Genomic DNA, 13,228 nt, shown 5'->3' on the forward strand with positions numbered 1-13,228 from the left:
ACAAACTAGGATGAGCCTTATCGAAACGGCTAATAGCGGAGTAAAGCGAATCGGTGAGCGGACCATCCTCCACTAGCACTATTTGTTCTGGCGGAATTGTCTGCGCAAGCATGCTCGCCAAGGATTCCTCCAGAAAGAGGAATCCTCTTTTGCGTACACGCTCATCAACACGCTGTATGGTGGGAAAATATTAGTGTCTTGAGCGACGCCGTTTGACGCCACTACTTCGGAATCTTCAGTGATTTTCACCGCTGACAACTTCCGACATAACGGGCGTTATCGGCTAATGGTCTCTTCTCCACGGCTCTTCCTCCCTGCCTGCGGCACAGCTGTGCCTCATGACAAAACTAGAGAGCAGTATAACCCACGGGGGTGTCTCATACCCCTGAAAATGAGACACGGGGGAATGCTGTTTTACAAAGATAAACCGCAAAATATAGCGGTTCTTGCGGTGTTAACGCACACATTCGCACACAGATTCTTAACACTTATTCCACTTACTGGAAAGTATGTAGGGTGGGTAAGCGCTTACATCGAGCTTTCAACGGGTAGAGCGACGGGGACTCCCGCATTAATTAATAGACAATGCTTATCCCAGTCACACTGATTTATCTCAATCACATTATTGAGATAGTGACTGAGATATACAAGTTCTCCGCATCCATATATGGGATCTCAAAAACTTAGTTTTTACTGGAACTAAGCCATTTTCACTAGGACAGTTTTCTTATTCAACGCGGAATTATTTCACTCGCTATCTCAGTCATTTTGACTGAGATAGGCATGCAAATATCAAGATTGCGCCGATAACGCCCGTTATGTCGGAAGTTGTCAGCGGTGAAAATCACTGAAGATTCCGAAGTAGTGGCGTCAAACGGCGTCGCTCAAGACACTAATATTTTCCCACCATACAGCGTGTTGATGAGCGTGTACGCAAAAGAGGATTCCTCTTTTCTGGAGGAATCCTTGGCGAGCATGCTTGCGCAGACAATTCCGCCAGAACAAATAGTGCTAGTGGAGGATGGTCCGCTCACCGATTCGCTTTACTCCGCTATTAGCCGTTTCGATAAGGCTCATCCTAGTTTGTTAACCGTAGTCTCGTACTCACCAAACCACGGTCTGGGGTACGCATTGATGAAAGGCGTACCTGAATGCCGCAATGAAATTGTGGCTCGCATGGATTCAGATGACATCGCATTCCCGGATCGTATGGAGACTGAGCTCTGTGTGATGCGTGACCGATCCCTGGATATGGTCGGTTCTCAAATTGTTGAGTTTATCGACAATCCTGATACCCCAGTTGCTGCCTCTACGCTTCCTGTTTCCTTCGAAGATATTGTTGCGTATTCAAAGAAGCGTAATCCGTTCCGCCATCCCTCGATGGTGTTCAAGAAGTCTAAGGCGCTAGCTGCGGGCAATTACAGTCCTGAGTTCTTATATTTCGAGGATTGGGATTTATTCAATCGAATGCTGGCTTCAGGGTGCCGTGCGTGGAATGTGGATCGTCCTCTGGTGGCCATGCGCGTGAGTGCTGATTTCTATGGTCGCCGTGGAGGTCCCGCATATTTGCCTCATATCTGGAGGTTCAAGACCGCACAGCTCAAACGAGGCTACTTCACTTTCCCACAGTTCTTGGCTTCCACGGTTCCCCACGTGATCGTATGCCTCATTCCCAACGGACTTCGCTCATTCATTTACACACATCTATTGAGAAAAGGAACCAATTAATAATGACAGCACTCGCCAGCAACAAGCCGACCGTTGCAGTCGTCACATTGCACAATTCTCCGAATTATGGTTCCTGCTTGCAAACTTATGCCACGCAAAAAGTGCTAGCACGTGTAGGAGCCGATCCAACTATCGTGGACTACTACCGAGCTGATGCAATACCTGAAAATGAGACTGATCGTGCACTTAACGGTCAAGTCGCCAGCAAGATGCCAATTTTCAAGATTCCTGGCGTAAAAGCTTTGGCCCGTATTCCAGTGAGTCATATGGTAAAGCGTCGCGCTGCCCCATTGAACGCCTTCCGCCACAGCAAATTGAACCTAACTCCACGCCCGTATTATTCCATCGACGAGTTAGAACAAGACCCACCTAAAGCAGACATTTATTGCACTGGTAGCGACCAAGTATGGAATAGCACTTGGAACAAGGGGTTTGAGAAAGCCTTTTATCTCACTTTTGCGCCTGAAGGTGCAAAGAAAATCGCCTATGCTGCGAGCATTGGCAAGTCCAAGCTTGACGACTGGGAAATCGAGCCGATGCGTGAGGAACTGCTGAAGTACTCGCACATTTCCGTGCGTGAAGCTGAAGCGGCGGACCTGTTGGATTCCATCGGTATTCGTGGAGCAGTTCCCGTAATCGACCCAACGCTTATGCTTACACGAGATGACTGGGCCGAGCTGCACAGCGACGATGTGCCGAAAGAGCCATTCATTCTGATTTACCAACTTAACCGCAATCATGAGTTTGACGAGTATGCCAAGCGTTTGTCCGAGAAACTTGGGCTGCCTCTCTACCGCATCGCGTATGGCATAAACGAACGCCGCACGGGTGTACACACCATTGTGTGCCCCACGGTAGAACAGTTCGTTTCATTGTTCATGAGCGCCGAATATGTGGTTACCGACTCATTCCACGGCACTGCGTTCTCGATGAATCTAGCGAAAAAGTTCGTTTCTATTAGCCCGGGCCGTTTCAGCGGCCGCATCATGAATCTGCTGGAAATGACCGGCGAAACAGACCAGTATCTGCAGGACTATCGAGATTTGAGCGTAATCGATAATCCGATTGATTACCAACACGTGCATCAGGTATTTGAAACCAAACGTGGGGAAGCTCTCGCCTTCCTCAATACCGCAATTAACGACTGAGAAGAGGAAACGTTCATGATTACCGAGATTAAGTCGTATCAGATTATTATTGCCTTGTTGAAAGCACGAGGTATCCGTCATTGTGTGCTTTCTGCAGGTTCCAGGAATGTGCCTTTCGTGCATTCTATTGAGGAAGACCCCTTCTTCAAGTGCTATTCGGTTGTTGATGAGCGAAGCGCGGGATATTTTGCTCTGGGGCTGTCTCAGCAGCTTCATGAGCCTGTTGTTATTTCTTGTACATCCTCTACTGCGACCTGCAATTATTGGCCGCCTGTTGCTGAGGCGTATTATCAGGGCGTTCCATTGATTGTGCTTACCGGTGACCGTGATGTGGCCATGCTGGGTCAGCGCGAAGATCAGATGATTGATCAGGTGGGCATGTATGACAGGCATGTGCGCAAGTCTGTGAATCTGCCTGTAGTGAAGACGGATGATGATTTCATCTATTGTCAGCGTCTAGTGAATGAGGCATTGCTGGAACTTGACCATAATGGGCAAACGGGTCCTGTGCATATTAATGTACCGATGAAGTGGTACAGCACGTCGTTCCCCGTACAGGAACTGCCTAAAGTTACTTGCATTGAGCGTCTTGGACATGAGACTGCGGCTGCAAAATGGGAAGAAAAGGTTCGTGAGCTGCAGCAGGCAAAGCGTATTCTCGTGGTTTGTGGACAGTCGAGCTATATTTCCGATGAACAGCAGAAGCAGATGACTGAGTTCTTCCATAAGTTTAACTGTTCTATTTCCATGGAATACATGTCGAACGTTGAATGTGAAGGTGCAATTAATACCTCTGTTTGTCTGGACTCCAGGTTTATCTCCGACAAGAAAGCTGATGAGCTGCTTCCTGACATTGTGATTTCCTATGGCGGCAATGTAATGCAAGGAGTGAAGGCCGACCTATGCAAGCGAGCTGGGCAGTTCGAACATTGGCTTATTCAAGAAGACGGTCATGTTTGTGACTTGTTTAAGAGTCTGACCACCATATTCGAGTGCACTCCTGAGTATTTCTTCCGTTTCTTCAACGAGACAGCAGGGGATGACAGTCAGAATGATCTTGTTTACCATCATCAGATTGAGCAATATGCACAGAGCGTGAAATACCATGAGTTCCCCTGGTCCAATATCTATGCGGTTCAACATGTTGTCACGCAGGTGCCCTCTGGCTCCATCATCCATATGAGCATCAATAACGCAATTCGACTGACAAACTTCTTTGAATTGCATCCGAATGTCAAAACGTATGCAAACATTGGCACCGATGGTATTGACGGATGTCTATCATCCTTCCTTGGCCAAGCAATTGTTCTTGGAGACCAACCCGCCTATCTTATGATTGGTGATCTTGCCTTCTTCTACGATATGAATGCCCTGCGTATCCGTCATATTGGCAACAATGTTCGCATTATGTTGCTCAACAATCACGGTGGCGAAGAGTTCTATTACAACGGCATGTATCAAAATAAAGCCAGCGACTTGCATACCACAGCGCGTCATAATACCAACGCAAAAGGATGGGCCGAATCCTGCGGTTTCAAGTATTTGACTGCTTCTGATAAAGATACATATAATAAGACGCTCCCAGAGTTTATGGCCAGCGAATCCGATAAACCCATCTTCTTTGAAGTTTTTAGCGAAATGAGTACGGACTCAAAAGCTATTTATGATTTCTATAATTTAAGCCGGCCAAGGGATTTGATTTCTGATATGAAACGAGAAGCTAAAGAAATCGTTAAGTCCACAATTGGCAAAGAAACTGCCGTGAAAGTCGCAGATAAATTAGGCATCAAGTTGAAGTAAATAAATCATATAAGATTTGCCACACTTTCCGATAATCTGCGTACGAGGATGAGAGAAATGAACGATCCAATTCAAATACTACAAGTAGTACCAAATATGAATTCTGGCGGAATAGAGAATTATATCATGAATATGCTGCGGTCAATTGACCGTGAGCGTTTTCATTTTGATTTTCTTGAACATCATATGTCAGAGTCATATTTTGATAACGAGATTCAATCATACGGATGCCATATCTATAGATTACCCGTTCTTGATGATAAAAATATTTTTAAATACCATCAGGGCTTAAAGAATTTATTCTCAGAACACAAGTTTGACATTGTTCATGGCCAAGCCGCTAGTTTGGCCGTCTTTTATCTTGGCGCAGCCAAGAGGGCTAAAGTTCCTGTTCGTATCATACATAGTCATGGAACATCTTTTTTAAAGACTCCAAAAGGCGTAGCTAAGCGCATAATGTTTCAAGAAGCAAAAAGATACGCTAATGTACGACTTGCTTGCTCAACGGAAGCAGGGAGATTTTTATTCGGCAATGAGCAATTCTCTATTGCAAAAAATGCAATAGATACAAAAAGATTTGCATATGATAATACATTGCGAGAAAAAACGAGAAGACGACTTGGCGTAGAACAAGACAGTTTCCTCATTGGTCATATAGGTCGTTTTAACCTACAAAAAAATCATGAGTACTTAATCCGTATTTATCTGGAACTACAAAAGATAAATCCTCATAGCAAACTACTTATGGTCGGAGAAGGCGAAACCAAAGAATCTATCAAAAAACTTGTTGATGAATACGGAATCAGCAAAAATGTGATTTTTGAATCGGTAACAGGTAACCCACAGGAATATTACAATGCAATGGATGCCTTCGTGATGCCTTCTTTATATGAAGGTCTTCCCCTGGCTGGCATTGAAGCACAATGTGCAGGACTACCTTGTTTTATGGCAGATTCGATTACTCGTGAAACATCTGTCTCGAATTTAATACAATATATTCCTTTAGATAAAGGACCGGGTTATTGGGCCAAACAAATAAGTCAATGCTTAAAAAAGTCACGCTACGGCTACGATTCTATCGTTCGTAAATCAGGTTATGATTATCATGACAATACCTTGATTATGGAACAGCTTTACAGCGATCTCTTAATCAAGAATACAGGTCAAGAATAATGAAAAAACGTATTAGTTCTCCAGTACAAATTTTAATGTTGGCTGTCTGCTGTGAGCCAAAACTTGCTGTGAAATTTGGTATATTTAATGCAATATACATCATTGGGGCATTGATCGTATTCAGCTATGCTCTTTATAAAGCTTTTACTTTCAAAGTTTCAATAACCCCCTTATTTGCCGCCATCATTTTATATCGTTTATCTTTCGGCGTACAAACAATATATGCAGAAAACAATGATCTGCTCACATGGGGCTATATGTCTATTGTCCTACTTGCACTTTGTTTACTGTTCGAATACTACTCAACAGTTAATTTTGAGAGATTTTTAAATTCGCTTGCAGATATGCTTCTGTTATATATGATTATTAATTCTCTTATAGTATTACTATCTCCTGGAGGGCTCATAGACGGTATTTACTTTATCGGAATTCGCACTCGATTCACTGATCCAATCTTCGTAATGATTGCTATTAGCATGATATGCGATTGGATGCAATGTCGAAATATCGGCACTCGCACTGCGTTAGCTATTGCGATTTCGTTATTTAACATTGTTATGGTTTGGATTGGTACAGCACTTGTTGGATTAGGTGTAGCAGTTATTGTTTACATGCTTTTGTCGAATATGACGAGGACAAGAACATTATGCTCTCCTTTCGGCCTCACTATTATTTCTTTGATAATTACTTATTTTGTCGTTTTTCGTCAGATACAAACAGATTTCTCATGGTTAATCAGCGGCGTCTTAGGTAAGAATTCTACCTTGACTGGACGTTCTGATATTTGGAGTATTGCCATTCCAATTATTGCCCAAAAACCATTATTAGGACACGGAATGGCCGCAAACGGCAATTTCGTCCCTTACAAATACACCTTATGGCAGGCACATAATCAATGGCTTCAACTTGCATATGATGGCGGCTTATTCACAGTGATATGTTTTTGCTTGATGATGCTTTTTATTTCTTTAGCTGTAAAACCCTATTTCCATACAAGAGCATATAAAATTCTTATTGCCTGTTTTGGAGCTTACTCGATAATGATGACATCAGAGATTTATACATATATGATATATATCTTTCTTCTTCTACTCACCATGTATCACATTCGAGAAATCACGATAATTCATAATAATAATAATTATAAGTTCAGATGCTATGAACAGCCAATTAAATGAGTGAAATAGAAATGATTGATATGTGTCGCAGCAATCATATTATAAGCATTATAATACCTGTTTTTAATACAGAAGATGCTTATCTAAGACGATGTCTCTCACCTTTTATGGAGAATTTTGATTCTCGAATCGAAATCATAGTTGTAGATGATGGATCAGATGTTATCACCGCAAACAAGTTGATTGATTATCAAAAAAAATGTTCTAATCACATGTTGCTGCTACGTCATGACAATCAAGGACAGAATGGAGCTCGATCTTTTGGCATTAAGCATGCGACGGGAAAATACATCGAATTTTTAGACAGCGATGACTATATTGATTGGCGACAGCAGTGTTACCTCCTAGATCTTCTTGAAAAGAATTCCCCTGATATCCTTGCAATTAACGCAACTATAGTTGATGATAATGGTGTTCCTTTAAGCGATTATGCTATGACTCACCAAGAATATGGGACAGTCCCTCGGAAATCATTGTTGGTGCAAAGCGGTGCTCTTTGGCGACAAGTTTATAATCGTGAGTTTTATAACCATGCCGGTTATGATTTGATAACGAATGTACGCATAGGTGAAGATCTTGCCAGTGTAGTCCCATTATACGTAGACGCTTGCACGGTTTATGCGGCTGACATAGATCTATACCGATACGTTCATCGCGAGACAAGCATGGTCAATACACCCGATCCAAAACGTATTATGGATATAACGGATGCATTTGATGTGATTTTGGACCGTGTTTCTTCCAAAGAATATTTCGATGAAATCGAGTGGCTGGCAATCAAACATGTTTTATGTTTTGGCATCTCTCGGGCGATTTCATGGTGTGGTCCGCAGTCTTCATTTATCAAAGAGCTTGAACATTATTGCACCAAGCATTTCCCGAAATGGCGCAATAACCCTTATTTGAAAAAAGACGCCTATGCATCATCGCTTCAGTGTCACCTAATTTTAGGTAGACATTACTACATATATTCAATGTTGCTGCACATAAAACAATTATTGAGCACTTTGAAATCTAAGAAGCACTAATAAAACTAATTCAAATAATTATTTCAAAAAATAGGTATAGCATGGATAAAAAACATTCACTTTGGATATTGACCATCAACGATAACGCCAACTATGGAAATCGTCTTCAGAACTATGCATTGCAGGAAGTGCTACGCACATATGCATGTGAAGTAAGCACTCTGCACTGCGCTGTTCAGTCAAGTAACTGTTGCGTTGCCGCGGTGAAGAATATTCTTCGACCGATAAAGAGATTCATTCGAGAGCATAAAGGTGCAGCCGGCGCGCTACAGAAGAAACGTCGGAAAAATTTTGAATCATTTACGAATCAATTTGTGAATGATGGGCTATTGTCTTTAACCCCTGGTGTCGGCTTCTCACGTCATCTTTCCGGTAACGAACGCTTCATTATCGGTTCCGACCAGGTTTGGAATGATCGTTTGGTCAAAAACGATATGTTAGAGGTTAGGCTCGGTTCATTGTTCCCCGAACATACTGGCATCGCTTATGCTGCCAGCTTCGGCATATCACAGGTTTCAGAGTCCTCTAGCGAGGCATATGCACAATTCCTACCTAGACTTAGTGCCATTTCCGTACGTGAGGACCAAGGCGCACTCCTTGTGCGTGAGCTTTCAGGACAGCCTGCTTCCGTTGTCCTTGACCCCACTCTTATGCTGACTTCAACAAGGTGGAATGACATCATTCCCGGTAATTACATTCCAAAAGATGAGCGATATGTGCTTACTTACTTTTTAGGGAAACCATCTCTAGAACAAGATAAAGTTATTCAACAATACGCCAAAAAGCATGGCTACAAGATACGCAGAATGCTGGATATCTCTGATCCAGAAACATACGTTGTTGGACCACGCGAATTTGTTGAAATGTTCTCTAAATCTCAATTTGTGTTTACGGATTCCTACCATGCGTGTTGTTTTTCTATCATTTTTAATAAGCAATTCAAGGTTTTCAACCGCACCGGTTTTTCTGGCACCGCCAGTATGAATTCTCGTATGCAGACATTGTTCCGGCTTTTTGAGCTTAACGACATGATGGATGACGATACCCGACTCGATCCGGTTGATTATACGCGGGTTAACGATTTACTCGAACAGCACCGGCGTGAATCTCGCCGGTGGCTTGATGACGCCCTGGCGAAAATCGGCATTAGCGAATGAGCTTGCAGAGTCTGTTTGATCGTTGTTTGCGGAAAGGAAAAGATGGCATCACAACGTAAAGTGGGCGCGATTCTAGGCTATGCGACGGTAATAACGAAGAACCTAGTTAATTTAATGTATGTGCCTCTGCTCCTACATTTCCTTGGACAGGGTGATTATGGCGTGTTCCAAATGACGAACAGCGTAGTGTTCGCCTTGACGTTGCTCAGCGCGGGCTTCTATGGCAGCTATGTTCGTTTCTATATGCAGGAGAAGGCACACGGCACTCCTGAAGGCATTCGTCGGCTCAATGGTATGTTTCTGCTGGTCTATGTTGCGGTTATCGCGCTGTGCTTGCTGGGCGGCATAGCTCTGACGATGAATGTGGATGCACTTTTCTCTAATGGATTGACTCCCTCTGAATTGGTTCTTGCACGTGAGCTCATGGTCATCATGACAATTAGCGTGTCTGTGCAGCTATTTTCCAACCCTTTCAACTCCTACATCGTTGCCAGGGAACAATTCATCTATCAGCAGACTCGCCAGTTGCTCACTACGTTAGCCACTCCTATCTTGGCGGTGTTTCTACTCTGGCTGGGTATGGGCGCAGTCGGCGTTGCACTGGCGACCTTAACCATTTCAACCATTTTGTTACTGATGAATATTGTTTATGCAGTGCGTAAACTTAGCATGCGATTCCAGTTTACGGGGTTGCAATGGAGTTTGTTCAAAGCCGTAGCAATCTTCAGTTTCTGGATTTTTCTCAACCAGATTTTTGATTTGGTAAATAACAATGTGCCCAATTTTTTACTTGGTGCCATGGCCAGTTCCACCGTGGTTGCTACATTCTCAATCGCGGTGCAGATTAGAAATATCTTTTTTGCAATGAGCACCACGATGTCAAGCGTGTTCGTGCCAATGATAAACAAAATTGTGGCTGAACATGATGACAACACAGTGCTTACTAAACTGATGACTCGTGTCGGCCGTTACCAAATGATCCTGTTTTGGTTTCTGTACGGTGGTTTTATTGTCATTGGACAATACTTCGTTCAGATTTGGGCCGGTAAAGCGAACATGGATGCGTACTGGCTGAGCGTGATTATGGTTCTTCCAGTCATGATTTCATTGACACAGAACACCGGAATCGAGATTCAACGTGCAAAAAACAGGCATAAGGCCCGTAGCATCGTATATGTATTCACGGCTCTACTCGATATTGTTTTGTCAGTAGTCCTGATTCCAGTTTGCGGGTATTGGGCCACAGCCATTGGCTATATGGCCAGTATCGCGTTAGGCACCGGCCTGTTTATGAACTGGTATTACCAAAAGCGTATTGGCCTGGACATGATCTATTTCTGGCGCAAGATGACACCTACGATGTTGATGTCGTTCGCGATTATTGCTGTATGCCTGTTGGGAACATATCTGCTTCCCGTGAATTCCATCATCATGTTCCTAGCGTGGGGAGTCATATATTCCCTGGCATATATCAGTTGCGCGGCAAAGGTGTCGCTAACAGCCGAAGAACGTATCAGAGTTTTTGGATTCGTCAAAAGAAAGGTATCAAAATGAGCGATACTCATGTGATTGAACAAGTAATTGCTTCACCAGATCAGGATGCGGTTGACGGTCAAACCACATATTGCGTCGGTTGTGGTTCGTGTGCGTATCTTGATCCAGCATTCCGAATCGCGAAGAGTGTTGATGGTTGTTACTCCGTTTCCGTTAACGGTCAGGTGCGGGATTGGTCTGCTGTGGAGCGCGTCTGCCCGTTTGCTGCTTCTACGAATGAAGATGAACTCGGAAAAGAACTATTCAGTTCTCAGACCGGTGTGCAGCACAACCAGTACCTTGGCTATTTCTTGAACACTTATGTCGGATATGTGCAGGCAGATGGATGGCGTTCACGCGGCAGCTCCGGTGGCTTGGTCAGTTGGACAGCTGCCAAAATGCTTGAAGACGGACTGGTAGATGCCGTTATTCATGCGAAGGACGGTCCTGATCCTGAGCACATGTACACCATTCAGATTTCGCATACGGTCGACGAGCTTCAGACAGGCGCAAAATCCAAATACTATCCCGTCGAAATGACTGAGGCCCTTGACTATGTCCGTGAGCATGAAGGCCGTTACCTATTCGTCGGCATTCCATGTTTTGTCAAAGCCGTGCGACTGCTGCGCCGTGAAGATCCAATCCTGAACGAACGCATCAAGTATTGTATCGGTTTGGTATGTGGCCATTTGAAGTCTGACTACTTCGCTAAAGCAGAAGCATGGGAGTCCGGCGTTCCGCTGGATAAGATAGCCCGAGTAGATTTTCGTCACAAGACGCCGGGCTCTCCAGCGTCCGACTATGCAGTTGAAGTGCGTCGTACTGATGGCGGCCAGCCGGTTATCAAGCGCACTGCAGAGCTGTCGGTTACCAATTGGGGTCTTGGATACTTCAAATACAATGCATGCGATTATTGCGATGACGTACTTGCCGAGACCGCTGACGTGACGTTTGGCGATGCTTGGATTCCTAAGTACGTATCTGACGGCGAAGGATGCAATGTCATTATCGTTCGTAATCAAGATGTGCTGAATCTTTTTGAGCGTCATATGGATGAACTTGTGCTGCATGACTCCAATGCGGACGAAGTTTACCAATCACAAGCTGGCGGTTTCCGGCATCGTCGCCAAGGACTTGCTTATCGTCTCCACGTGCATGAGAAGCGAGGCGAATGGACTCCAACAAAGCGAGTAAAGCCTTCTTTGGAAGGTATCAGCGAGCAACGTCAGATTATTTATGCCATGCGCACCACCTTAAAGAATGAGAGTTTCGTTGCTTTTCGTGAGGCCGTGGATGCCGGAAATTTTGATGTGTTCATCAAACACATGCGTCCTTATGAGCGAGAATACCGGCATACCAGCATTCCTTTCCAAAAACGTGTGCTCCACAAGTGCAAGAAAATCATCAAACAATGCCTGCAAATAATAAAACACAGATAATAACAAAACTGATTACGGTTGTTGGACATGGTTTATTAAGGGTAGCTGATTAGTCTGTGAGGGACATGCTCCGGAATTCCTCCGGGGTGTGTCCCTCCAGTTTTTTTCCTGTCTTCGTCTGGTATTCCAGTGGATGATGTACGCCTCCAGTTCGGTCTTGAACTCCTCGTAGGAGGAGAATTCGCGGCCGGGTGTAGAACTCGTCCTTCAAGTGGCCGAACACCTGCTCGGTCGCGGCGTTGTCGATGTAGTTGTCCTTCCTGCTCATGGACTGGCGGATGTTCAGCCCGGCCAGCCGCTCACGCCACCACCGGTGCTGGTACTGCCAGCCCATGTCGGAGTGGAGTATCGGGTTCGCGCTATCGGGCAGACGGGTCTCGAGCATGGCGAGCAGTCGTTACTTGCCGGGGCGTGTTCGCGCATGTTCCAGTCGCCGGTTTCTATCCAGGTGGTGTTGTGCACGATCTTGTCCATGATGGCGTCGGCGTGGGTGCCTCCTCCGAATCGTTGGTGCCAGTCCTGGATTGGCTACAGGTATTGGACGGTTGTTTGAGGGACTAGGCAACGAAGGAGTTGATGGTCATGGCCGATTCGAGGCATCCCCGTCATTACGAGGAGGAGTCCGAACGCCGGATCGTGCAGTTGTACGGGAACGGCAAGCCTGCACGTGAGATCAAGGCGGAGTACGACATCTCGCGTTCCACCCTGCATCGGTGGGTGCAGGGCATTCGCAACAGCGGATCCACGAAGGCCGCCGACAACCGCACGCCCGAGCAGAACGAGCCGGTCGAGTTGCGCAAACGCAACCGCCAGCTGGAGATGGAGGTGGATGTTTCAGAACAAGCGGCGCCGGTATTCGCACGAAAGTAGACGTGATACAGACCAACGCCGGCCGTTACCCGATATCAGCGCAATGCAGGATCCCGGGCGTCGCGAAGTCCACCTACCACTGGATGCTCGAACACCCCGAAGCCGAGCGGACCGACCCCCATGAGGCGGACGTCGGAGCGCGTGTGGAGGGATAGCGGCGGGGTGTACGGGGCA

At 45.2% G+C, this 13,228-nt stretch carries 9 protein-coding genes and 2 pseudogenes; 10 read left to right on the plus strand and 1 reads right to left on the minus strand.

All coding sequences use genetic code 11. From position 1 onward, the window contains the following. The first annotated feature begins 837 nt into the window (after positions 1-837). From BISA_RS09520 to BISA_RS09560, 9 genes are read left to right on the plus strand one after another with little or no spacing between them, the layout of a single operon-like run. The gene (locus BISA_RS09520) at positions 838-1,728 is read left to right on the plus strand and encodes a glycosyltransferase (protein WP_051917481.1); all 891 of its coding nucleotides are present in this window, start codon (positions 838-840) and stop codon (positions 1,726-1,728) included. A gap of 2 nt (positions 1,729-1,730) precedes the next feature. After that, a complete protein-coding gene (locus BISA_RS09525; protein ID WP_033891674.1) occupies positions 1,731-2,876 on the plus strand; it encodes a polysaccharide pyruvyl transferase family protein in 1,146 nt (381 codons plus the stop codon). Positions 2,877-2,891: 15 nt separating this feature from the next. Next, complete coding sequence (gene menD / locus BISA_RS09530; protein ID WP_033891675.1) at positions 2,892-4,676, plus strand: 2-succinyl-5-enolpyruvyl-6-hydroxy-3-cyclohexene-1-carboxylic-acid synthase; 1,785 nt, start codon at positions 2,892-2,894, stop codon at positions 4,674-4,676. 57 nt (positions 4,677-4,733) lie between these two features. Next, the gene (locus BISA_RS09535) at positions 4,734-5,849 is read left to right on the plus strand and encodes a glycosyltransferase family 1 protein (RefSeq protein ID WP_051917483.1); all 1,116 of its coding nucleotides are present in this window, start codon (positions 4,734-4,736) and stop codon (positions 5,847-5,849) included. Then, positions 5,849-7,027, plus strand: coding sequence for an O-antigen ligase family protein (locus tag BISA_RS09540; protein WP_081890101.1), 1,179 nt, complete (start codon positions 5,849-5,851; stop codon positions 7,025-7,027). The genes BISA_RS09535 and BISA_RS09540 overlap by 1 nt, the downstream gene beginning before the upstream one ends. Next, positions 7,024-8,055, plus strand: coding sequence for a glycosyltransferase family 2 protein (locus tag BISA_RS09545; protein ID WP_081890102.1), 1,032 nt, complete (start codon positions 7,024-7,026; stop codon positions 8,053-8,055). Before BISA_RS09540 ends, BISA_RS09545 begins: the two co-directional genes overlap by 4 nt. A 41-nt stretch (positions 8,056-8,096) precedes the next feature. After that, entirely contained in the window at positions 8,097-9,212 is a 1,116-nt protein-coding gene (locus BISA_RS09550) for a polysaccharide pyruvyl transferase family protein (protein ID WP_033891678.1), read from the plus strand. Positions 9,213-9,254: 42 nt separating this feature from the next. Further along, entirely contained in the window at positions 9,255-10,766 is a 1,512-nt protein-coding gene (locus BISA_RS09555; RefSeq protein WP_033891679.1) for a lipopolysaccharide biosynthesis protein, read from the plus strand. Beyond that, positions 10,763-12,184, plus strand: a complete 1,422-nt coding sequence (locus BISA_RS09560) for a Coenzyme F420 hydrogenase/dehydrogenase, beta subunit C-terminal domain (RefSeq protein WP_033891680.1) — start codon at positions 10,763-10,765, stop codon at positions 12,182-12,184. Before BISA_RS09555 ends, BISA_RS09560 begins: the two co-directional genes overlap by 4 nt. Before the next feature lie 49 nt (positions 12,185-12,233). Here the strand turns inward: BISA_RS09560 and BISA_RS12050 are convergent. Continuing rightward, positions 12,234-12,581 (minus strand): annotated as a pseudogene (locus BISA_RS12050) (transposase); the annotation flags it as partial. Between the two features lie 185 nt (positions 12,582-12,766). Here BISA_RS12050 and BISA_RS12640 point away from each other — a divergent pair. Beyond that, positions 12,767-13,228, plus strand: a pseudogene (locus BISA_RS12640) (helix-turn-helix domain-containing protein); the annotation flags it as partial.

The sequence above is a fragment of the Bifidobacterium saguini DSM 23967 genome (assembly GCF_000741715.1).
Lineage (GTDB): Bacteria > Actinomycetota > Actinomycetes > Actinomycetales > Bifidobacteriaceae > Bifidobacterium > Bifidobacterium saguini.

Coding starts and splice junctions, on each gene's coding strand:
- BISA_RS09545 (WP_081890102.1), top strand. CDS start 7,024: ATGAGTGAAATAGAAATGATTGATATGTGTCGCAGCAATCATATTATA.
- BISA_RS09540 (WP_081890101.1), top strand. CDS start 5,849: ATGAAAAAACGTATTAGTTCTCCAGTACAAATTTTAATGTTGGCTGTC.
- menD (WP_033891675.1), top strand. CDS start 2,892: ATGATTACCGAGATTAAGTCGTATCAGATTATTATTGCCTTGTTGAAA.
- BISA_RS09555 (WP_033891679.1), top strand. CDS start 9,255: ATGGCATCACAACGTAAAGTGGGCGCGATTCTAGGCTATGCGACGGTA.
- BISA_RS09550 (WP_033891678.1), top strand. CDS start 8,097: ATGGATAAAAAACATTCACTTTGGATATTGACCATCAACGATAACGCC.
- BISA_RS09525 (WP_033891674.1), top strand. CDS start 1,731: ATGACAGCACTCGCCAGCAACAAGCCGACCGTTGCAGTCGTCACATTG.
- BISA_RS09560 (WP_033891680.1), top strand. CDS start 10,763: ATGAGCGATACTCATGTGATTGAACAAGTAATTGCTTCACCAGATCAG.
- BISA_RS09535 (WP_051917483.1), top strand. CDS start 4,734: ATGAACGATCCAATTCAAATACTACAAGTAGTACCAAATATGAATTCT.